The 19515-nt window shown below is 42.1% G+C and carries 28 protein-coding genes, 1 tRNA gene and 1 pseudogene; 26 read left to right on the forward strand and 4 right to left on the reverse strand.

Annotated features, from left to right (window positions below; all coding sequences use genetic code 11):
• Nucleotides 1–261: pseudogene (locus COJ96_RS28480) on the forward strand (hypothetical protein); the annotation flags it as partial.
• The gene (locus COJ96_RS06780) at nucleotides 258–872 is read left to right on the forward strand and encodes a M23 family metallopeptidase (protein ID WP_098572207.1); all 615 of its coding nucleotides are present in this window, start codon (nucleotides 258–260) and stop codon (nucleotides 870–872) included. The pseudogene COJ96_RS28480 and the gene COJ96_RS06780, both read left to right, overlap by 4 nt.
• A gap of 13 nt (nucleotides 873–885) precedes the next feature.
• On the opposite strand, the gene COJ96_RS06785 is transcribed toward COJ96_RS06780, so the two are convergent.
• A complete protein-coding gene (locus COJ96_RS06785) occupies nucleotides 886–1107 on the reverse strand; it encodes a helix-turn-helix domain-containing protein (RefSeq protein ID WP_098572208.1) in 222 nt (73 codons plus the stop codon).
• A 130-nt stretch (nucleotides 1108–1237) separates the two neighbouring features.
• On the opposite strand from COJ96_RS06785, the gene COJ96_RS06790 reads away from it, so the two are divergent.
• From COJ96_RS06790 to COJ96_RS06875, 22 genes are all read left to right on the forward strand, one after another.
• The gene (locus COJ96_RS06790; protein WP_098572209.1) at nucleotides 1238–1510 is read left to right on the forward strand and encodes a hypothetical protein; all 273 of its coding nucleotides are present in this window, start codon (nucleotides 1238–1240) and stop codon (nucleotides 1508–1510) included.
• Nucleotide 1511: 1 nt separating this feature from the next.
• A complete protein-coding gene (locus COJ96_RS06795; RefSeq protein WP_098572210.1) occupies nucleotides 1512–1727 on the forward strand; it encodes a hypothetical protein in 216 nt (71 codons plus the stop codon).
• Nucleotides 1727–2026: a hypothetical protein gene (locus COJ96_RS06800; protein WP_098572211.1), complete on the forward strand. Its 300-nt coding sequence runs from the start codon at nucleotides 1727–1729 to the stop codon at nucleotides 2024–2026. The genes COJ96_RS06795 and COJ96_RS06800 overlap by 1 nt, the downstream gene beginning before the upstream one ends.
• Nucleotides 2027–2093: 67 nt before the next feature.
• The gene (locus COJ96_RS06805; RefSeq protein ID WP_098572212.1) at nucleotides 2094–2333 is read left to right on the forward strand and encodes a hypothetical protein; all 240 of its coding nucleotides are present in this window, start codon (nucleotides 2094–2096) and stop codon (nucleotides 2331–2333) included.
• A 1070-nt stretch (nucleotides 2334–3403) separates the two neighbouring features.
• Nucleotides 3404–3622, forward strand: coding sequence for a helix-turn-helix domain-containing protein (locus tag COJ96_RS06810; RefSeq protein ID WP_098572213.1), 219 nt, complete (start codon nucleotides 3404–3406; stop codon nucleotides 3620–3622).
• A gap of 2 nt (nucleotides 3623–3624) precedes the next feature.
• The gene (locus tag COJ96_RS06815) at nucleotides 3625–3924 is read left to right on the forward strand and encodes a hypothetical protein (RefSeq protein ID WP_098572214.1); all 300 of its coding nucleotides are present in this window, start codon (nucleotides 3625–3627) and stop codon (nucleotides 3922–3924) included.
• Nucleotides 3925–4297: 373 nt separating this feature from the next.
• Entirely contained in the window at nucleotides 4298–5167 is an 870-nt protein-coding gene (locus COJ96_RS06820) for a hypothetical protein (RefSeq protein ID WP_098572267.1), read from the forward strand.
• Nucleotides 5168–5184: 17 nt separating this feature from the next.
• Nucleotides 5185–5469 (forward strand): hypothetical protein, encoded by a 285-nt coding sequence (locus tag COJ96_RS06825; protein ID WP_098572215.1) that lies wholly within the window; start codon nucleotides 5185–5187, stop codon nucleotides 5467–5469.
• A 50-nt stretch (nucleotides 5470–5519) separates the two neighbouring features.
• Complete coding sequence (locus tag COJ96_RS06830) at nucleotides 5520–6560, forward strand: hypothetical protein (RefSeq protein ID WP_098572216.1); 1041 nt, start codon at nucleotides 5520–5522, stop codon at nucleotides 6558–6560.
• Nucleotides 6561–6628: 68 nt separating this feature from the next.
• Nucleotides 6629–6841 carry a helix-turn-helix domain-containing protein gene (locus COJ96_RS06835; protein ID WP_098572217.1) on the forward strand — a complete coding sequence of 71 codons (213 nt, stop codon included), beginning with the start codon at nucleotides 6629–6631 and terminating at the stop codon, nucleotides 6839–6841.
• A 35-nt stretch (nucleotides 6842–6876) separates the two neighbouring features.
• Nucleotides 6877–7053, forward strand: coding sequence for a hypothetical protein (locus COJ96_RS28485; RefSeq protein WP_180230004.1), 177 nt, complete (start codon nucleotides 6877–6879; stop codon nucleotides 7051–7053).
• A complete protein-coding gene (locus tag COJ96_RS28490) occupies nucleotides 7040–7177 on the forward strand; it encodes a hypothetical protein (RefSeq protein WP_180230005.1) in 138 nt (45 codons plus the stop codon). The genes COJ96_RS28485 and COJ96_RS28490 overlap by 14 nt, the downstream gene beginning before the upstream one ends.
• Before the next feature lie 112 nt (nucleotides 7178–7289).
• Nucleotides 7290–7859, forward strand: coding sequence for an HNH endonuclease (locus COJ96_RS06840; RefSeq protein WP_142332970.1), 570 nt, complete (start codon nucleotides 7290–7292; stop codon nucleotides 7857–7859).
• Nucleotides 7837–8061 (forward strand): hypothetical protein, encoded by a 225-nt coding sequence (locus COJ96_RS06845; RefSeq protein ID WP_098572218.1) that lies wholly within the window; start codon nucleotides 7837–7839, stop codon nucleotides 8059–8061. Before COJ96_RS06840 ends, COJ96_RS06845 begins: the two co-directional genes overlap by 23 nt.
• Before the next feature lie 283 nt (nucleotides 8062–8344).
• Nucleotides 8345–8524, forward strand: a complete 180-nt coding sequence (locus tag COJ96_RS06850; protein ID WP_098572219.1) for a hypothetical protein — start codon at nucleotides 8345–8347, stop codon at nucleotides 8522–8524.
• Complete coding sequence (locus COJ96_RS28495; protein ID WP_180230006.1) at nucleotides 8525–8677, forward strand: hypothetical protein; 153 nt, start codon at nucleotides 8525–8527, stop codon at nucleotides 8675–8677.
• On the forward strand, nucleotides 8674–9072 hold the full coding sequence (locus tag COJ96_RS06855) for a hypothetical protein (protein WP_098572220.1): 399 nt from the start codon (nucleotides 8674–8676) through the stop codon (nucleotides 9070–9072). The genes COJ96_RS28495 and COJ96_RS06855 overlap by 4 nt, the downstream gene beginning before the upstream one ends.
• Nucleotides 9065–9199 carry a hypothetical protein gene (locus tag COJ96_RS29165; RefSeq protein WP_257148456.1) on the forward strand — a complete coding sequence of 45 codons (135 nt, stop codon included), beginning with the start codon at nucleotides 9065–9067 and terminating at the stop codon, nucleotides 9197–9199. Before COJ96_RS06855 ends, COJ96_RS29165 begins: the two co-directional genes overlap by 8 nt.
• 1 nt (nucleotide 9200) lies before the next feature.
• A complete protein-coding gene (locus COJ96_RS06860; protein WP_098572221.1) occupies nucleotides 9201–10079 on the forward strand; it encodes a hypothetical protein in 879 nt (292 codons plus the stop codon).
• A gap of 179 nt (nucleotides 10080–10258) precedes the next feature.
• Entirely contained in the window at nucleotides 10259–10564 is a 306-nt protein-coding gene (locus COJ96_RS06865; RefSeq protein WP_098572222.1) for a hypothetical protein, read from the forward strand.
• Nucleotides 10554–12008 (forward strand): hypothetical protein, encoded by a 1455-nt coding sequence (locus tag COJ96_RS06870; RefSeq protein WP_098572223.1) that lies wholly within the window; start codon nucleotides 10554–10556, stop codon nucleotides 12006–12008. Before COJ96_RS06865 ends, COJ96_RS06870 begins: the two co-directional genes overlap by 11 nt.
• A 140-nt stretch (nucleotides 12009–12148) precedes the next feature.
• Nucleotides 12149–12478, forward strand: a complete 330-nt coding sequence (locus COJ96_RS06875; protein WP_098572224.1) for a DUF4064 domain-containing protein — start codon at nucleotides 12149–12151, stop codon at nucleotides 12476–12478.
• A 28-nt stretch (nucleotides 12479–12506) separates the two neighbouring features.
• Here COJ96_RS06875 and COJ96_RS06880 read toward each other — a convergent pair whose 3' ends face one another.
• The 3 genes from COJ96_RS06880 to COJ96_RS06890 all read right to left on the reverse strand — a co-directional run bounded on the left by COJ96_RS06880 (nucleotide 12507) and on the right by COJ96_RS06890 (nucleotide 14732).
• Nucleotides 12507–13541 (reverse strand): tyrosine-type recombinase/integrase, encoded by a 1035-nt coding sequence (locus COJ96_RS06880; protein WP_098572225.1) that lies wholly within the window; start codon nucleotides 13539–13541, stop codon nucleotides 12507–12509.
• Between the two features lie 175 nt (nucleotides 13542–13716).
• Nucleotides 13717–13790: transfer RNA gene (locus COJ96_RS06885), tRNA-Arg, on the reverse strand.
• Nucleotides 13791–13988: 198 nt separating this feature from the next.
• Nucleotides 13989–14732 (reverse strand): YwaF family protein, encoded by a 744-nt coding sequence (locus tag COJ96_RS06890; RefSeq protein WP_098572226.1) that lies wholly within the window; start codon nucleotides 14730–14732, stop codon nucleotides 13989–13991.
• 206 nt (nucleotides 14733–14938) lie between these two features.
• Between COJ96_RS06890 and mutS the strand changes: the two genes are divergently transcribed.
• Both mutS and mutL read left to right on the forward strand, forming a co-directional pair.
• Nucleotides 14939–17539 carry a DNA mismatch repair protein MutS gene (mutS, locus tag COJ96_RS06895; protein ID WP_180230007.1) on the forward strand — a complete coding sequence of 867 codons (2601 nt, stop codon included), beginning with the start codon at nucleotides 14939–14941 and terminating at the stop codon, nucleotides 17537–17539.
• 12 nt (nucleotides 17540–17551) lie between these two features.
• Nucleotides 17552–19483, forward strand: coding sequence for a DNA mismatch repair endonuclease MutL (mutL, locus tag COJ96_RS06900; protein WP_098572227.1), 1932 nt, complete (start codon nucleotides 17552–17554; stop codon nucleotides 19481–19483).
• Nucleotides 19484–19515: the final 32 nt, after the last annotated feature.

Consider the following 19515-nt stretch of genomic DNA (forward strand, 5'->3'; position numbering starts at 1 on the left):
GCAGCTTCATCAAATGCAGCCGTTACAACAAGTGCGATTTACGATAAAATGCTCCATGCTTTTGACCCGTTAATCACGTTAATTCAGGCCATAAGTTATCCGATTGCAATGGTCGTTGTTTTAGGCGGTGCTTTATTCATAATGATCGGTAACAAAGAGAAAGGCTTTACGATGATGCAAGGGGCTGGTCTTGGTTATGTATTGGTCCAATTAACACCGTTATTCCTGAAGATACTTGTTGAAGCGATGAAAGCAATATGATTGTACGAATAACAAGCAAGTTCGGCTCAGTTGATGCGGTGCATAAAACGCCACATACTGGCGTCGACCTGGCTATGCAGGAAGGAACGAAACTCAGGGCGCTAGGTGACGGCATAGTCGATCGTGTTTTTGACGGTACTGGAAACATCGGCAAAGGGTTATCGATTAAATTTGAAGACGGTACACGGGCCATTTACGGCCATATGTCGGAGGTTAAGGCGCGGATAGGCGAACATGTTAACGCTGGCGAAATAATCGGGCTCAGCGGCAATACAGGCAATTCAACTGGTCCGCATTTACATCTCGGAATGAAAGGCGCAGACGGTAGCTGGCTCGATCCGACCCCTATGGCGGAGAACGCGGTTAATTATGTCGGTCATATAAACTGGTGGGACGGTCCTATAACGCAATTGAAGGGGTGGTTAGGTGAGAAATTTACGGAAATTACCGTTGACGGTATTATTGATTGGATTGCGGATATTGCTGTGGCGCTGCCTGTCATCGCCGTTGTTGGCGGTTGCGTGTATGCTCTTATTAACATGCTTAGTAAGAGGGCTGCTTCATGGGCTGCGATAGGGACGGTGATCTATGGCTTATTTATCGTAAAATAAAAAGGCGCCTGGCTTATTGCTGGGCGTCTTCTTCGTTTACCAATATTAATATATCGCTTATCTCAACGCCTAGCACCTCGCAAACTCTTCCGATTGTATCCCGTTGATACTGCTTAGTCTCGTCGTTATAAAGTCTCCGTAAAGTTTCAAACGGCAATCCAGTATCTTCAGCTAATTGTCTGATCGACATCTTTCGTTCATCTAAAATTGCCTTTAAATTTGATTTGATTCGCATGATATCTCCTCCTTCTTAATCTTATTATACACTGACTAAAAAAAGTAGTCAAAAGATGTTGACAACGGAAAGTAGTCGGGTTAATATAAGAGTGTAGACAACAAAACGTAGTCAAAAGGAGGTAAAAAGTATGAGCAGTGCAAAAGTAAAGAGGGAAATTATCGGTTTGGCGCTGTTGCTAGATGAAGTTAGTGATTACACAGTGTTTTTTGATTATTCACCGCATGTAAGTGAGCTTTCAGTATCAGTCAGAAAAAATAAGGAAGAGTGGAAACTGAAAGTTTTTGAGGGTAAATTTTACTACGATTTTCACCGTGAAGAAGATGAAGGAAAATATTTGCGGATTAAAGAGTTTTTAGAAACAGAAATTAAAAACTTAACCGAAATTAAGGGCGGTGTGTAAAGTGATGCAGGTACGTTATGTAAAAACAATCGTCGGATGGTGGAATTTATATCTCGTAAGTCATAATCCGCAAGCACCAGTAACAGTTCCACCAGCAAGAATGACGGAATTGTTTGCAGAAATATCTCCGAAAGCTAAATTCGGTTGCGGTGAAATCAGCGCAGCTCAAGCGAAGGAATTATTCGGTGAAAATTTAAAGGAGGTGAGAATAGCGTAATGGTGCGGAACATACGAGTTATTTACACTGACAGCGTTGATCCTGACTGGACACCGTTGGAAGTAGACGAAATTCTATTAGCGCCCGACATGGTCTTGGAAAGTACCGAAGAGGAACCGTTTATCTTTTTACTGGATTATCCGGTGAAAGAGGATCAATCTTTCGTTTATATCGACCGAGAGACATGCAAGAGGTTTTATGCGGAGTTCCTTGATTCCGAAATGGACCTCGATTGGCTGACGAAAGCTTCGTTCTTGCAGGTAGTGAGAGGCTTTGCTAAGGGACCTAGAGAAAAGTAAAAAGCCCGATGATATTCGTAGTATCACCGAGCTACAAAAAATAAATCTTTGGAGGTTTGATTATATCATGAAAATTGTAACTGTTGAATACCGTTTCGAAGGTGAAATCCGTGAAAGTGAAAACGAAAAAGGTTTGCTTCTAGGAAATAAAGTATTAGTTTTCCCGAATGATAAATGCGCTGAAACCGGTCTTTATAACGCAATCATTTCTGGCAATGATGCGAAGGTACTCGTCGACCTTGACGCTGATGCTACCGATTACTTACAAGAGCGACCGGGCACGTTGCTCAACTTAATTTTCGCATAAATGTGACAAAATACCTTAACAAATGCGGCGGCAACCGCTAAAATCATAAAGGGTACGGCAATACTCATCGGTAATCGTTACGTTCGGGTGTCAAGGGCAGAGGCATCCGAGCAAGCGATTTTAAATAATAGCGCGACTCCATGCGGAGCTCCTTCAACGGCACGAAGAAATTGTGCTTGGAGCCGTCACAAGACTGTTGACCGAAGCTCAGTGACGGGCGGCAACCCATTATAGGCAGCGCTGAGTAATTTACGGCTTGATTCGTTGGTAGCGGATCAGGCCTTTTTCTATTTTCATAATAACACACCGAACTAATGTTCGCAACAATAAATAATAAAAATTGAGGCAAGGTGCGCGAAAATGCAAACTCGCTCCTATAATTACACGTAAGGATAAAATATTTTGTCCGAAACAGCCCGTTTTCGAGACATATTTTAATAAGAGGGTGCGCAGTTTCCGATTCTCAAACGACATACTTTATAGAAAGACTGCGCGGGTATGCCTGCTCATCCTTATTATAAGGTAGGAGGTATTTTATTTGTCCGAAAAAGGGCCGCAATAGTGGCATACATCCTGAAGAGGCTGCGCGGTTTTAATTTTTGAAACGTTTAATAAGGTAAAGGAACTATTTTTTCGCAAAGAGCGTCCCGTTTTGGTAGTTACTGCGTCATTAATTATATAGGGTATTTTTCTAGCGGACTATAAAAATGTAACACAATTGTAATATTTGTCCATTGGAGTCGTCAGACCTAGAGCCCCAACGCTTTGAAAGGTTTCGAGAGCTATGGTGAGCATGAATTAGTATTCGTAAGTAATACGGAGATGAGCGCCTAGAATCGCTTAATATGACGTTAAATCGGGTTTGACAACCTGTGGTATAATCAGGGTATATAGAGGTATTTTATGCAGAATTAACCTATAATAACATATTACTTCAAATTTTTTTCGCTGTCAACCCTAAAATCGGGGGATTGAGTCCAATTATTATAGAAGGCTGAAGTGCCCCATGACTTCGGATTCTCTTTTTATTTATCAAACTAGTAATAAAAAATTACGAAGGAGGCAACACAATGCACACGATCACACCAGCGTTACTAAAATTACTCCGCAACAGTTACGGCATGACTCAAGCGGACGTGGCGAAATTATTACGGATAGGACAGTCGTATTACGCGCAGATGGAAACGGGAGCTAAACCGATACTTCCGAAATATAACCGCGAGCTAAACGGACATTTCAGCGATCAGACTATTACGCTATGTAAACAGATTGTAAACGGAGGGAAATAACGATGAAAAAATACGAAGTCACTTACGCGCCATCAATTAGATTAGCGAAGGAGGTTGCAAATCCTTACGATATGTTTGACCTCGCTAATATAAGCGTCTCTTATCTCTACGTTGATGCAAATAACTATCACCGAAAGTATACCGAAAAAGTCATCGTAGAAGCACCGAACAAAGAAATAGCGAAAGCGATGTTTGCGGTCGAGATATATAAATACGGAGAGTTTCGTCATATTAAAGGCGGAATAGAGCCGCTAGTTTATGATGCAGTAAGGAACATTAAAGAAATCGTTCAAATCGGATAATAAGCGCCTGGTCTTACGACCCTTAAAAGCGTTGCAATCCGGGGGAAAAACGCCCCGTCTTGCTATCTATTATTGTACTTTTTCGGTGGTCTTAAGAAGCGTAAGCAATATAAAAGAAACGTCGTGGCGGCACGACCTGGAGCCCTGGTTTTGGGCGGAAGGTCGGGGCGCAAGGTTTTAGGAGTTTTTCTTTATAGAAGATAAGAAGTAATAACTAGCAAATTGATTCAAAAAGGGGTGGAAAACGGAGAAAAACGGCGTAAAATCAAGGTTTTTCAGTGTTTTTGGTGATTTTTAAAACGTGCAAAAAAGGTGACACATCTACCGCAAAAAGTGCAAAAAAGGTGACACATATTTGGAGGGGTTGAGGAAATTGAATGAAGATATAAAACAAAACGTAGGTAAATTATTATCAGAAAGGCCGGTCGGCGACATAACACCGATAGGAAACAACGGATACGGAAAGGACGAAGCTGGTCGATTATACGCTTACGAACCGATTGAAGAAAAAGAAAGACGCAGGAAACACGCCGCAAAGAAATCTGATAATCGCCATTTTACCTTTTCGCATATGCGCCACATACGCGACTTAACGGACAATTTATCTAGTAAACTTTGCGGCTACGTTCTGATGTTACAACCGCATATTCAATTCAAGTCTAATGTACTCGTATGCAAAGGTCAAGACGAAGTTCCTCTTGACATGAAAGAATTAGCGAAGGTTTTGGGCGTTAAACTGAGGTCAGCAAAGACGGTTATAGAAGAGATGGAGTTACATGACATTCTTGAAACGACTGCCAACGGAAACTACAGAGTAAACGAGCGATATCATTTCAGGAAAAGAGCGGGGAGCGAAGCTGATATGTTGATTAAAACGTTTCATACCACACTTAAAGAGTTGAAAATAAGCGCAGCAGAGGCGGGCTTCCTTTATAAATTACTGCCTTACGTCCATTATGAAACGAATTTAATTTGTGATAATCCGTTTGAAGATGATCCGACGCAAGTGCGTTTTTTGAACGGTACGGAAATAGCTGAAAAGGTCGGGATACCACGTCAAAAAGCTAATGCAGTTATGCTTAAATTGAACGAAGTCGGAGCCATCGCCCAAGTACAGCGCAAACTATTCAAACAATTGAGCGGAGATAAACGCGACACGCTAGTTATTTTAAATCCGTTTATATTCTACCGCAAACAAGGAAAGCCGGATGCGTTATTAATGCAAATTTTCGGATGTAAATAATAAGGGAGGGAATCGCGATGAACTGTCCATATTGCGAACGAATAGGAGTTGAAATCGAAATCTATGAAAACGGTCCGGTTCGAAGGTGCTACCGCTGCGATAACGATATGGAACCGCGGAGGAATATAGGAGTAAAATCGAAAGTCGCTAATTTAGATGAATGGATTATCAGGATAGCTAAAATCCGTGGAATGACGGCCGCAGACTATTATGCTGAATTTAAGGTAGACGACTCGCATTTTAGAATGATGATAACACGTTTAAAAGAAAGAAAGCACATAAGTCCGCATTTTAAATTATAGAGAAAACTAGCGGATATTGCAAGCGAAATAAAAAACATGGGGGAATTACAATGACAAGCATTCACAAAAAGGTAATCGCTGATGCGGAATTAAAGGTTAAAATGGCGGAAATAAAAGAGTCTTACGGAAAAGCACCGGGCGAGGATACGACTGTCGACGAGCTTCAAATGCGCTTCGATACGCTTTCTACAACTCTCGAAGATATGCTCGTTGGATATGTAAAGTATGTAGGTGAACGTCCTAGCCGCATGAGAACGATTGATAAGGCGGGCAAAATGGCTCCTTATGCAAACGTAGAGGACGAAAAGGTGCGCAAGGCTCCGTTAACAACGCAAGAGGGTATCGGAAACCTTCTCGACATGAATGCGGAGTATTTAATCCGGGCGCAAAAACGAAATGAAATTAAAACACGACCGGCTGCTGAATGGCGTAAGCTTGAGCGTGAGCATGTAAATAAAAGCGACTATACTATCACGGACCTATACAGCGATTTTAAAGAGATTATCGAATTCAATGCGTTAAGGTATCTCGCTTTGCTGAAAACGTTCGGAATGGACGCGCTGGAATGTTACGAAGAAGTAATCGTCACCTGGGCGGACTACCGTGAGGAGCGTAAGAAGTGGAAACGTTGCAAACACCGCTTTTGTCTGTGTGTATTTCCGATTGATGCGGACAATTTCCAAGGGAAAAAGAAGCGGAAGAGAGATGCGAAGTATTGCTGCCGTACTTGCAATGAAAACGAAAAGTACAGCCGCGACTGTTATGATCGCACGAAAAAGATCCTTGATAATCCGACTTATTTGCCAGACTGGTTTTACGGTGAAGTTACGGAGGATTGGAAACGAAAATTAAATGTCCGAAATGAATTTCCGATGGAATCGAAAGATATCGAGAGGCAAATCAACAAAGCGAATCCGATTTACTTCCCGAAAAAGGTAAAAAGCGAGCCTGTTATTGGTGAGTGCGTAACGAGGAAACTTGCGGATTTAACTTCGGAACAATTAGAAAGTGAAAAGTGGAAAAAAGCGAAAAATATTCGGAAAATCGCCCAAGAATCGGGGGACGGACTCCCATTATTTATAGGAAGGTAAAGAGCGGATAAAAGCCCGTTATTTTTAGGGCTAATAGTAATTAAACAATATTAAAGGAGGTCAAAAAAATGAATGGTGAGAAATTTCGTTTAATCCGTTTATACTCCTCTATGAATCAGCGTGATTTTGCTGAATATATTGGAGTCAGTACGGCTACCGTGGCTCATATCGAGCTAGGAAACAGGGCAGTAACACCGATGGTAAAGTCCAAACTTGCGGCTAAATTCGATCTTACTGACGATTTTTTGTCTTACGTTGAAAAATACCGTAGATTATCCTAATTATAATTATACGTCAATAGAAAGGCGGTTGTCAAATGGATATTTTCGAAGAGTTGACGGTGCATGAATATTTCGGTAACGATGCGACATCGTCGAGAAAAGCGAAATATTGCGAAGCTACCCGCACGATTGAGTATGAGCCAGAACCCGACTACCCTGATTTTGAAGAAGAAACGCAAGAAGAAGAGGATGATCTGAATGACGACGAATGAAGAAGTTAGCGCCTTAATTTCGTACCTGCAAGCGCTGGTCGAAGTTCAAAAGGGCGGAGAAATCCGTGTGTTTGCTGAAATGAGACGCACAATTGCTAAATTAGAACGACTACTAAACGAATAGAAGGAGCGAATGAACGAATGAATGATTTAAAAAAGGAACTCGAATTGTTAGCGGCAGATTTAAAGCGACTGAACGATAAAATGGACGTTGCGTTATACGGAGGTGCTCGCCGATGAGTGAGACGCGCCAGTGTAGAATCTGTAAGCAGACTAAGGGACTAGATTTATTTGAGGTTGATAGCCGTCGTAAAGATAAGTATACGAACAGGTGCAAATCCTGCAAAACTAAAATCGAGGATAAGGCCGTTCGAGCATATCGAAGGTTAAGGTTAAGGTCCAAAAAACTGGGCATTCCGATGGAAGTTACCACGAAAGAAATAAGGCTATTACTCAACGTTTTTGAAGGATGCTGCGCCTATTGTTCAAAAAGACCGGAAAAAGCGAGAAACTTACACCTTGACCATATTGTCCCTCTGTCCGAAAACGGCCGCAATACGCTTGCTAATTTAATTCCGGCATGTAACCGGTGTAATTCATCAAAAGGCACTAAGCCAGTCGCTACCCACTTTTTAGATAAAAAGGTACCAGAAGAAAACATGGCGTTAGTCATTGAGTACCTAGCGTTATTATCAGGGAGTAAAAAGGAAGATATCGCCTCAGAAATGACTGATGATCACATTTCTTACGTTAAAAAGCAAATCGCATTAGAGGAAGCAAAGTATGAATCAGATATGGAAGCTTGAGCCTGGATGGTTAGCAGTTTATTGCGAAGACAGAGATGTCATTCGACGCATCAAACGTTCCAAGAAGGACTGGGCCATAATGTGCGACTACTTTAAAAACGACCGTTTAATTGCGGTTCAATTTAAGGTACCTGTTGTGCAAAGAAGGGTTGCAGAACGGATGCTTGGAATAGCAGAAAATCGTGATAATGAGGCTGTTTAAGGTGCCTGGCGCCTATACCCTTCCTAGATTATTCGGAACGGAAAACAGGCCCTAAAAACAGCCATTCTGTGCTAAAAATCTGTTGAGGGTGTTATGAATTCAACTACCTTAGGAGGAATCAAGATGAAGACATGCAAGGCGTGCGACGAGCCAATCAGTAACGGCAAATATTACTGTACTGACTGCCTGGCGGAAGTTGAACGCGAAAAAGTGATCGCAAAGGAACAGAAGGAGCGACGAAAAGTGTCCAGAGATTGAGGCGCTTGACATGGAGGAGATAACGATGACGGCTAAGCTAGTATGTGAAAATCGTTTTATTGTCGCTTACGTGACATTTCAAGGAGAAGAGTTCGAATATAGATTCGGTCGGAACTGCTCTAAATCGCATATATCCGCAACCCTTCCGAAGCTAGTAATGGATACGCTCTTTGACCGAAAGATTAGAGAAAGGATGGCTGCGTAAGTGGGACGACGAAGCACTAAAGAACTAAGGCTTGACGGAATGACCCAATGGCAAAAACGAAAATTTAAAAAGAAGAATAGTCCTCAAGGTCAGAAGGAAAAGAACTGGACTCAAAATCTTCTGGAACGTCTAAAAGGGACTGAGAGCGGATGAGTCGCATTACGACAATTTCATTAGCTATATACGAGAAAGACCCGGAAGCCTGGGCCGTTGGTGCTGAGCTCCTGGAAGATAATGAGGTTTACCACATATTCTCATATTTCCTTCCAAGGTCCGAGTTTCCAAGCAAGCGTCAAATAATTCATTACATGTTTGCGGAACTCCTGCCGAATGTAAAGCCTGAGGCTGAAGGTGTAAGGTTCATCTCTACGTTGCCACACTTCAGTAGTAATTTCGCAGAGTTAAAGAGAAAAGCCGGCATTTATGCGGAAAATAGATGGCTGGACTTTCGAATGACATCAAGCACAAGAAAATTCACGGTAATCCTTGCGATTGATGCGGTTCAAGAAAATAGAAGAGATTCAATTGAGGAGCGATTATATGAATAAGCGTAAGAAGGAACCGATTAAAGCGATGGCAACAACCATTCATGACCTACTACCTGCTGAGGTACAGACAGCGTTGTACTACTTATCTATTAAAACAAAAAACAATAACAATAAAGGGGATAAATAACATGAAAACAATTGAACAGGCTAAAAAATACTTTGAAGATGCAATGGATATTAGAAGGAGTTCTGCAACATATTTAAATCAAAATTGGAGCCATCTTGGTAAAGAAATAGCGGCAATTGAAAGCGATAATTTACTTTCGGCGGAAGGAAGACAGGTTAAAAAGACAGAGTTCAAGGAAAAGGCCACTCGGGCATTTTTATCGGACGTCAGCCTCCGCAAACAAAAGTATGTGAGCGACCTTAAAAAAGCTTTTGATATCGCTGATAAAATCGTCCACAATCCTTTAAAGCGTCCTGATGAGGAGACCGTTAGAAGATTTGAGAAGTCATTAAGAGAGATAAAAACGCAAGTTTCGTTATCAGTAGACGCGAAGTATGCAAAACAAAAACTTGTAAGTTTCGTAGAAGGGATAAAAGACCCTTACTTAGCCGATTTATTACGGGATGAATTCGGTGAACTGTCCGGTGCTATTTTAAGGATGTCGGGTGACGACAAGGCTTATCGTGTTGAGCTATCACAAATCTATAATGATTTAGACAATAATTTTAAAACAGATGAGGCAAGAGAAGCCCAGGCGATCATGCAGGCAGCGAGAGAAAACTTAGAGAACCCTAGAATATTTCCTCCAACAGAAATGTACGGCACTAATAGTATTGAAGCTAGTTTCATAGCTAATACATTCAACCGTGAAGCACTTGTTTACTATCATAATCCGGAACAGTATTTCGTGGCTAAGAATGAAAATCCACCGGTTTACGAAGATCCGGAAGCGAAAGTGGAGAAGAAATCTAGTACACCGGTTGACCCTGAATATGTAGATTTTATGAAAAAGGCTGAGGAATTGCGGAAGAGAATAGAAGCATTTGGAAAAGAGGAATAAGGCGCATTAGCGCTTTTTATTTTGCGATGAAACGGAGACTCTGCCATTGTTGGTCCCGTGGAGCAAATGGTTCCCTCCTATTTGGCGCTCGGTTTCGGCTGAGCGTCCTTTTTGCGTACATAGCTGCAATGAACCCCGGCAAACCGGGCGGGAGCGGACAAAAGACAGGGGGAAAACATATGAACGAGTTATTACGAGCGCGGAGGCTCTTCCGTTTGCAATGCTTCATTAACGACGTAACCGCGTTGTTTAACGAAATGGCAGACGGTAAAAATCCGAGAGGGCGCCTGAAAAGGATCAAGGGGTACAAATTATCGTTTGCTACGACCAAGAAAGAAGATCCGGAACTGGTGCCATTAGTCGAGACATGCGAACGACTGCGCATTGAGTTAACTGACGGAAAACCTTATGACCAGCGCAAGAGTGACGAGATTGACCGTCTATTTGCGGAATTTGAAAGAGAGGTGAAACAGTTTGAGCTTTAATTTACAGGCGACTCTCCGGCTTCACGACGGCTTCAGTTCGCCAGCACGTGGTATTATGCGTTCTGCGTCGAGTATGGCGGGAAATATTTCGAAATTGACTGGGATGTTTGCTGGGCTCGGAGCGGCAATCGGATCAGCCGCAGCTGCAAGGAAGATATTCGATTCCACTGTGCTCGAAGCCGCGAAGTACGAACAATCAACTGTGGTAATTAACGCAATGCTTAACGACAAGGAACTCGGAAAGCAATATATGGACTTAGTAAACAAGTTCGCGATTGATTCACCAATTTTCAATTCGCAGGATATGCTCGGTAACTCTAAATCTTTTATTAGCATTACAAAGGATATGAAACAACTAGAGCAACTTTGGTCGTTAGCAGAACGCCTCAGCGCTGTGGATCCCGTTCAAGGGTTGGAAGGAGCAGTCTTCGCGTTAAGGGAGCTTGCAAGCGGGGACTCCATTTCGATGGTACGTCGTTTTGAGATGCCGAAGAAAATTATGAATGATATCAAGAAGATGGAATTACCGGAACAGTTAAAGGCATTAGACAAGTATTTTTCTAAGATTGGGTTAACGCAAAGGCTCATCGATGATATGGGTGGGACGACGCTTGGAATTTTTGCACAAATAAAAGAGAAGCTAGCCGTTATATTCCGGGACATGGGTGCACCGGCATTAGGTGTCATTAAAAAGTTCCTTGACGGACTAAACAACGGCATATCTGGCGGATCACTTAGCGGATTCCAAAAAACAGGCGCCAAGATGCTTGAGAACGTTGCGACCGGATTCGTTAATGCGTCAACTGGTATCGGAAAGTGGATCGATAGAGTTCGGAATAACGAGGAATTTAAAAAGAAATCCACGATATTTGGTCAGGTAAAGTGGGTGATGTCAGATATTTTTAAGACTTTCATTAAGTGGCTGGATGGAGGCGGCAGCAAACAAATTGCCGATACAGTAAACACGTTATTTCAGTCATTGTCGGCGGTTATTGAGGCAACTACCGAAGTTCTTTTACCAGTTGCAACAAAGGTAGGTGCTGCGATTGGCTCAGGAGTAATTGCCGGATTTAACGCGGCAGTCAAGGATTCATGGATGTTGCAGATTCTATCGGGGGATTCAGTCGGGGCTGCCATAAATAAAGTAAAAAGTATGGGCGTAAAAAAAGCGGTAGGCTCTCTTATAGATAAGAAGAAAGGCGAATCGAGAGCCGGTGGACTATCATACGTGCCTCACAATGGCGCGCAGTATACGCTCCATAAAGGCGAGAGAATTCTCACGCCGGAAGAAAACAAAGAATATACCAACGGTAATGGTCGCGCTATCACGTTTGAGGGCGGCATTCACATTCACGGAGTTGGCGGTAACTTAGAAAAGGCTGCGGATAAACTGATGGATATCATCGCAAATAAAATACAAGCTGCTGGCGGTGCTGGGGCATAATTAACGACCGGTCCTTCGTGGGTCCGGTCTTTTTTTTGTTTATTGACGCAAACTGACGCAATACACACGATAGAATATTTTTCCAATTTAAACTATTTCGCTTTTAAATGCAGTAGAATAGTACTAGGAGGCGATAAAGGATGAAAACGGAAGGGATTCTCGGACTTATTGGCGGTATTTTCGGTTTACTGGGCGGAATGTTAGTTTTTGTAGGCTTCGGTTTTATTGATTCGTCAATTGCTTGGAAAGGGTTCGCAGGCATTTTATGCGGGGCTGTCGCAATAGTTGGCGCAGTGATGTGTAAAAAGAATCCGCATACAGGTGGCGCTCTGATGATACTTTCCGCGATTGCTGGTACATATTTTACCGTGTGGGCTTATTTTATCGCGGACGTTTTATTGATTATCGGGGGAATAATTGCGATTGAGAAAGGCGATAAAATCGTCGATGAAGAAACGCTTGGTCAATAAGGCCGCCCTTTTTAGGACGGCTTTTTTATTACGTACGGATACCATTGCGCTTCATAATATTGCGTACAGGCGAAAACTTATTGTGCTGCTCGCGAATATGCTCGCTATCCATTTGGACATATTTACGAGTGGTTTGTATATCCGCATGATCGAGTATCTTTTGCAGGGTGAAAATATCTCCGCCATTCAATACATAATTCCTTGCGAAAGTATGGCGGAACATATGCGGGGCTAACTTCTCTATATTTAACTTACGCTTCAGGCGATTCAATCTCCGACGAAAGGCACCGTCAGTAAAGTCCTCACCATAAGCGTTCATGAACAACTGAGCGTCCTCTCCGAAATATTGCTGCGTTTCATCGAGCAATTGGCGCATTCTCTTCGCAACCTCACGGCTAATTGGTATCTCGCGTGATTTCCGATTCTTTGCAATCTGAGACGGCACAGTGACCGTTAAATCTTTGAAATCAATTTGAGACACGGTCAATGATAGCGCCTCACCGATTCGAAGGCCGGTATCCAATAACAATAGAATAAGAGTCTTATCGCGCCATTGTGCGAATTGCCGATCGTCATAAGAGGCGAGTATGGCATCGATTTGTTCGTCCGGAATACCTGGCACCTCTTCGTGAGCATCGTCCCGAACCTGCGAAATATTCTGCATGGGATTATTCGGAATCATTCCTTCATTAAATAGAAAACGAAACATCGTACTCAGTCCGCGAATCCGTATATTAATAGTATGTACCGATAATCCTTTACCGCTACGTTTCCGTTGAGGGTCTTCGGCATAAGGCGTCCTTTCAGTGCGCAGGTAATTAATATAGTTGCGAATAAGGTCCGCGGTAATATCATTTACATTCGTAATATCCTCGTCTAACCATTGCCGGAAGTAACGGAAAATATCATGGTAGCCAGTGATCGTTCCCGGCCGAACTCCTTCCGCTGTTTTAGCGCGAATAAAGATTTCGATGGCCTCCTCGAGGGTATATAGGACCTCCCGAGGCTTTTGGACTTGGGGCGCTGATGTTGCTCCTCTTTCGCCAATAAACTTACGTTTCATACGGTTTTAGCTCCTTTGTAATAAAGCCGCAAGTGTCCTACGTTCACCATTCGATGTCCCACAGCGTCAAAAATCACGTCCTACAGACTACAAAAAAAAGCGCCATGTCACCGCATTGTCACCGTATTGATTGACGGATGACAAACCGCGATACATAGCGCTTTTCTAACGTTGACGTCCCGAAGAGGATTCGAACCTCCGACCTACAGTTTAGGAAACTGTTGCTCTATCCTGCTGAGCTATCGAGACAAGTTGTAATATTATTTTACTCGTTTCTAATAATAAATCCCGTCCTGATTTCAGAAAGCATATTCAAGAAGCGGTTCAATCAGTACGCTGAAGTAAAAACTTGGCAGCATATTCATTCGTGCTGAGCTATCGAGACAAGTATTAGGAACGTTATTTATTATAATTTGTTAATGACAAAAGGTCAATAAAAAGTTGATATTATTGGAACGGTAGTTCTCTGGCCATTTCGGTTCCTTTCGAAGTTTTTTCACGGAATATCAACCAAACGATTAAACTGAGCCCAATTAATAAACCTTCCAGTGATAAAATGTACCATGGATAGGGGCCTAGTACATCTAATAAACTCGCACTGTCAGGCTTATGACTTAAGAACATATAATTTCCGCCCACCAGCTTATTGATCAACATAATGATTGGCATAAGCACATTTAAAAAGATACATAATTTTAAGACGGACCAAATTGTCGGCCGGTAACCTTTTGCCCATGTAAAATAAAGCGGCACCCAGATTTCCATCAGATGTGTATAAAAGAAATGGAAAAACCGAAAATGTGGGAAGTCATAATTTAAAGCTGGAGTGAATAATGCCTGTGATGCGCCTAATAAAGCAGTAAATAATAATATCTCGTAGATAATTCTTTTCCTTGTCAGCAACAGAAGGACGGTTAATATTAAACTAATGCTGCATAACTCCAATGGAATAGCGTGACTAACATTCCAACTGCCATTTATAATCATCCAAAAATGATAGGTCAATTCCATGATGATGAGAGTGATAGCGATACCGATCTCGGTTCGCCGTCTTTGCCTAGCATTCAGTTTATCTCTATTAAGATAGATTATGCTGGAACCTAGGATTAAGATGGTAATAATTACAAAATGACTGGTTGAAAACATGTCAAAATCATAGTTTGTGAAACTGCGGCCAAACACCCCATCCATAACTCCACCACCTAATTCGGCTAATGTACCTTTACCTTTTCTAATTATATTCGATGGAATTGCTTTTACACCTCTTCAAAAATATAAAATAGTTCCATTTCACTCCGTTCTATAATTAGGATTTTTCTTCCTAATAAAGTCCTCTAGAAGTATGGTATAATGATTTGTCGAAGAAAATCGAAAGTCTTTTTTTAGTGGAGGTCATTATGGCTGCATATACGCCGATGATACAACAATACTTAACCGTTAAGGCAGATTACCAAGATGCCTTTTTATTTTTTCGCTTAGGCGATTTTTATGAAATGTTTTTCGATGATGCCATTAAAGCATCACAAGAATTAGAAATAACTCTAACAAGCAGACAAGGTGGCACGGATGAACGGATTCCGATGTGCGGCGTTCCCTATCATTCTGCACCTAACTATATTGAACAGCTCATTTCAAAAGGCTTTAAAGTGGCGATTTGTGAGCAGGTTGAAGACCCGAAGCTGACCAAGGGTATGGTGAAAAGGGAAGTTGTCCAATTAATCACGCCTGGTACAGTGATGGAAGGGAAGGGGTTATCGGATAAAGAGAATAATTATATTGCCTCAATTACCCAATTTGATGATGAAACCTTTGGTTTCGCCTACAATGATATCTCAACTGGTGAAAGCCGAGTCACACTCCTATCGAAAAATTTTGATGAGGTCCTAAATGAGTTAGCCGTTCTAAGTGCGAAGGAAGTAGTTGTTGCGAGCAACTTTGACGGTGAATGGCAAAAGAAACTTCGGGAACGTGACGTCTTAGCGATTTCATTTGAAGATAATAGTTCAATAGATATGAATTTTTCTCATTTGCTAAAAGATTTGAATCAAGAAAAGCTAAAGCAAACAATGGCGCGGCTTTTTCATTATTTATACCGGTCGCAAAAAAGAAGTTTGGATCATCTACAGCCAGTCACCACCTACCAAATCCATCAATATATGAAAATTGATTACTATTCCAAACGTAATCTTGAATTAACAGAAACGATTCGTTCCAAGGGGAAAAAAGGTTCATTATTATGGCTTCTTGATGAAACGATGACCGCAATGGGCGGCAGGATGTTAAAGCACTGGATCGACCGGCCGTTAATTAGCCAAACTGACATTGAATCTCGTCAAGCGATTGTGGAAGTCCTAATATCACATTATTTTGAGCGTCAAGAACTTCGTGAAAAGCTAAAGGAAGTTTATGATTTAGAACGATTAGCAGGAAGGGTTGCCTTTGGGAATATCAATGCCCGTGATTTGGTTCAATTAAAGCGCTCATTAATGCAGGTTCCCTTTTTACAACAAATTTTACAAGGCATGCATAATGAACAAGTGAACAAAATCGCCGAACTGCTGGATCCTTGTGAAGAAATTACAGATCTGTTGGAGCAGGCGATTGTTGAAAATCCACCGCTTTCCTTAAAAGAAGGGAATATGATTCGCGATGGGTACAATGCCCAGCTCGATCAATATCGTGATGCCAGCCGGAATGGAAAAACGTGGATTGCTCAGCTGGAACGGGAAGAACGTGAGAAGACCGGTATTAAGTCACTAAAAGTTGGTTATAACCGTGTATTTGGTTATTATATTGAGATTACACGTGCAAACCTCCATCTGTTAGAAGAAGGACAATACGAACGGAAACAAACATTATCCAATGCGGAACGGTTTATTACTCCGGAGTTAAAAGAAAAAGAAGCATTAATTTTACAAGCAGAGGAAAAAAGCAGTGAACTGGAATATGAATTGTTTACGGAGATTCGCGAGATTGTAAAAGAACAGATTCCGCGTTTACAAGCATTGGCAAAAACGATTAGTGAAATGGATGTCCTTCAGTGTTTCGCTCAGGTAAGTGAAGACCGCCATTATGTTAAACCACAGTTTTCCATGGAGGGTCGTGTCGTTGTTAAAGAAGGCCGTCATCCCGTGGTAGAAAAGGTATTGAACGCCCAGGAATACGTCCCAAATGATTGCTTCATGGACAACGACCGGGAAGTTTTATTGATTACAGGCCCGAACATGTCGGGGAAAAGTACCTATATGCGTCAAGTCGCTTTGGTTGCGATACTAGCGCAAATCGGCTGTTACGTCCCAGCCTCCGAAGCGGTCCTGCCCATTTTTGATCAAGTATTTACCCGGATTGGTGCAGCCGATGATTTAATTTCCGGACAAAGTACTTTTATGGTTGAAATGCTTGAAGCTAAAAATGCGATTTCAAATGCTACACAAAACAGCTTAATCTTATTTGACGAAATCGGGCGTGGTACCTCCACTTATGATGGGATGGCCCTTGCACAAGCAATCATTGAATACATTCATACCAATATTGGGGCAAAGACTCTTTTTTCCACCCATTATCATGAATTAACGGTTTTAGAGGAAGAACTATCTAAGCTGCAAAACATTCACGTTAGTGCGATTGAGCATAATGGAAAAGTCGTCTTTCTTCATAAAATAAAAGAAGGACCAGCTGACAAGAGTTACGGAATTCATGTCGCTCAGCTGGCAGGACTGCCTTCTGACTTAATCAGCCGTGCGAATGAAATATTAACTGCGCTAGAGCAGTCAGATTCCCAGGAGGTCAAGCCGAAAACAGAAGTAGTGGAGGTAGTTCACGTAGAAGAACAGCCTGCTCAACTTTCTTTCTTTGACGAACCGAAAGATGTGAAGAAGCAAGAGTTATCTTCTAAAGAGAAGCGTGTGATTGATAAAATGAAGGAATTAGATATATTGGATTTAACACCACTTCAAGCAATAAATATGTTGTATGAGCTCCAAAAAAAGTTAAAGTAGGGGGTGAATGGAATGGGGAAAATTATTCAATTAGATGATGCCTTATCGAATAAAATCGCAGCGGGAGAGGTAGTCGAGCGCCCTGCCTCCGTGGTAAAAGAGTTGGTTGAAAATTCAATTGACGCGGGCAGTACGGTGATTGAAATTGAAGTGGAAGAAGCCGGACTTGCCAAAATCCGCATTACTGACAATGGATATGGGATTGAGGAAGAAGATGTGTTACTCGCCTTTCAACGCCATGCCACCTCTAAAATAAAGAATGAAAATGATTTGTTCCGAATCAGGACCCTCGGATTCCGGGGAGAGGCTCTGCCAAGTGTCGCCTCTGTTTCACGGCTCGAGATGAAAACTTCTACGGGTGAAGGGGCAGGAAATCGGGTGGTTATCGAGGGCGGCAAAGTGGAAATATTTGAGAAAGCATCGAGCCGAAGAGGAACCGATATTACGATTACCGATTTATTTTTCAATACACCTGCCCGCTTGAAATATATGAAGACCATTCATACCGAGCTTGGAAATATAACGGACGTTGTGAATCGATTGGCCCTTTCCCATCCAGAAGTAGCCTTCCGCCTCATCCATAATGATAGGAAATTATTGCAAACCAATGGAAACGGAGATGTTCGCCAGGTCCTAGCATCGATTTATGGTTTGGGAATCGCCAAGCAGCTGGTTCCCATCTCCGGGACATCGCTCGATTATTACATCACGGGTTTTGCTTCCATGCCTGAGGTAACCAGAGCTTCACGAAACTATATTTCAACGATGATTAATGGCCGTTTTATCAAAAACTATCCATTAGCCAAGGCGATCCAAGAAGGCTACCATACCTTGCTTCCAATCGGCAGGTTCCCAATTGTTCTCCTGAACATTGAGATGGACCCATTGCTTGTGGACGTCAATGTTCACCCTTCCAAGATGGAGGTCCGTATTAGTAAAGAAGCAGAGTTGAATGAACTTGTCACAACGATGATAAAAGAGGAGTTTAAATCGAAAATCCTCATCCCGACAGCCTATACAGCCGTGAAAAAAGAAACGCCAAAGGAAGAACAAACTTCCTTGGCCCTTGATGAAGGAACCATAACGCCTGTCGAGAGGAAAGAGTTAGAGTGGTTCCGACCAGAAGCCACGGCAATCGTCCAAGAAAAACGTCCGTCGCTGGGTGATGGATCAACGGAAACACCTATTTCCAAATGGCCGATTCAACCCGAAATCGAAGAGGAAGAAACAATGGTGCCTGACACCTGGTTCGAGACGAATCCATTTAGTGAGGCGCCGGCTAGGTCTGATTCATATGTAAGCACTACTGTTCAACCCAACCCTGATATAATCGAGACTAAGTGTGACACACCTTCAGAAAGTAGAGTCCCCCGGTTATATACAATTGGGCAAATGCATGGGACCTATATTTTTGCTCAGAATGAAAATGGCTTATATATCATTGACCAGCACGCAGCCCAAGAGCGGTTAAAGTACGAGTATTTCCGGGAAAAGGTAGGTCAGGTCCAATCTGAGTTACAAGAAATGCTGGTACCCTTAACGTTTGAATATTCGACGGATGAATTTTTGAAAATAAATGAATACCAACACGAGCTCGAAAAAGTTGGAGTTTTTCTTGAGGAGTTCGGGATTAATAGCTATATTGTTCGTTCCCACCCGCAGTGGTTTCCAAAAGGGGAGGAAAAAGAAATCATTGAAGAGATGATTGAGCAGCTATTATTAATGAAAAAGGTAGATATAAAGAAACTGCGTGAAGAAGCCGCGATTATGATGAGTTGTAAAGCATCCATTAAAGCGAACCGCCATTTACGAAATGACGAGATCCAAGCACTCTTGGATGATCTACGTAAGGCCTCCGATCCATTTACGTGTCCGCATGGAAGACCGATCATTGTCCATTATTCGGTTTATGAAATGGAAAAAATGTTTAAACGGGTGATGTGATTTTCAATATGTAGAAAGTGAGCACAGAACCT

This window comes from Bacillus sp. AFS073361, assembly GCF_002567005.1.
In the GTDB taxonomy this organism is placed as follows: Bacteria; Bacillota; Bacilli; order Bacillales; family Cytobacillaceae; genus Neobacillus.

Coding starts and splice junctions, on each gene's coding strand:
- COJ96_RS28485 (WP_180230004.1), top strand. CDS start 6,877: ATGGATATTTTCGAAGAGTTGACGGTGCATGAATATTTCGGTAACGAT.
- COJ96_RS28490 (WP_180230005.1), top strand. CDS start 7,040: ATGACGACGAATGAAGAAGTTAGCGCCTTAATTTCGTACCTGCAAGCG.
- mutL (WP_098572227.1), top strand. CDS start 17,552: ATGGGGAAAATTATTCAATTAGATGATGCCTTATCGAATAAAATCGCA.
- COJ96_RS06790 (WP_098572209.1), top strand. CDS start 1,238: ATGAGCAGTGCAAAAGTAAAGAGGGAAATTATCGGTTTGGCGCTGTTG.
- COJ96_RS06890 (WP_098572226.1), bottom strand. CDS start 14,732: ATGGATGGGGTGTTTGGCCGCAGTTTCACAAACTATGATTTTGACATG.
- COJ96_RS06875 (WP_098572224.1), top strand. CDS start 12,149: ATGAAAACGGAAGGGATTCTCGGACTTATTGGCGGTATTTTCGGTTTA.
- COJ96_RS06860 (WP_098572221.1), top strand. CDS start 9,201: ATGAAAACAATTGAACAGGCTAAAAAATACTTTGAAGATGCAATGGAT.
- COJ96_RS06830 (WP_098572216.1), top strand. CDS start 5,520: ATGACAAGCATTCACAAAAAGGTAATCGCTGATGCGGAATTAAAGGTT.
- COJ96_RS06805 (WP_098572212.1), top strand. CDS start 2,094: ATGAAAATTGTAACTGTTGAATACCGTTTCGAAGGTGAAATCCGTGAA.
- COJ96_RS06845 (WP_098572218.1), top strand. CDS start 7,837: ATGAATCAGATATGGAAGCTTGAGCCTGGATGGTTAGCAGTTTATTGC.
- COJ96_RS06780 (WP_098572207.1), top strand. CDS start 258: ATGATTGTACGAATAACAAGCAAGTTCGGCTCAGTTGATGCGGTGCAT.
- COJ96_RS06835 (WP_098572217.1), top strand. CDS start 6,629: ATGAATGGTGAGAAATTTCGTTTAATCCGTTTATACTCCTCTATGAAT.
- mutS (WP_180230007.1), top strand. CDS start 14,939: ATGGCTGCATATACGCCGATGATACAACAATACTTAACCGTTAAGGCA.
- COJ96_RS06810 (WP_098572213.1), top strand. CDS start 3,404: ATGCACACGATCACACCAGCGTTACTAAAATTACTCCGCAACAGTTAC.
- COJ96_RS06880 (WP_098572225.1), bottom strand. CDS start 13,541: ATGAAACGTAAGTTTATTGGCGAAAGAGGAGCAACATCAGCGCCCCAA.
- COJ96_RS06825 (WP_098572215.1), top strand. CDS start 5,185: ATGAACTGTCCATATTGCGAACGAATAGGAGTTGAAATCGAAATCTAT.
- COJ96_RS06785 (WP_098572208.1), bottom strand. CDS start 1,107: ATGCGAATCAAATCAAATTTAAAGGCAATTTTAGATGAACGAAAGATG.
- COJ96_RS29165 (WP_257148456.1), top strand. CDS start 9,065: ATGAATAAGCGTAAGAAGGAACCGATTAAAGCGATGGCAACAACCATT.
- COJ96_RS06800 (WP_098572211.1), top strand. CDS start 1,727: ATGGTGCGGAACATACGAGTTATTTACACTGACAGCGTTGATCCTGAC.
- COJ96_RS06850 (WP_098572219.1), top strand. CDS start 8,345: ATGACGGCTAAGCTAGTATGTGAAAATCGTTTTATTGTCGCTTACGTG.
- COJ96_RS06865 (WP_098572222.1), top strand. CDS start 10,259: ATGAACGAGTTATTACGAGCGCGGAGGCTCTTCCGTTTGCAATGCTTC.
- COJ96_RS06840 (WP_142332970.1), top strand. CDS start 7,290: ATGAGTGAGACGCGCCAGTGTAGAATCTGTAAGCAGACTAAGGGACTA.
- COJ96_RS06815 (WP_098572214.1), top strand. CDS start 3,625: ATGAAAAAATACGAAGTCACTTACGCGCCATCAATTAGATTAGCGAAG.
- COJ96_RS06855 (WP_098572220.1), top strand. CDS start 8,674: ATGAGTCGCATTACGACAATTTCATTAGCTATATACGAGAAAGACCCG.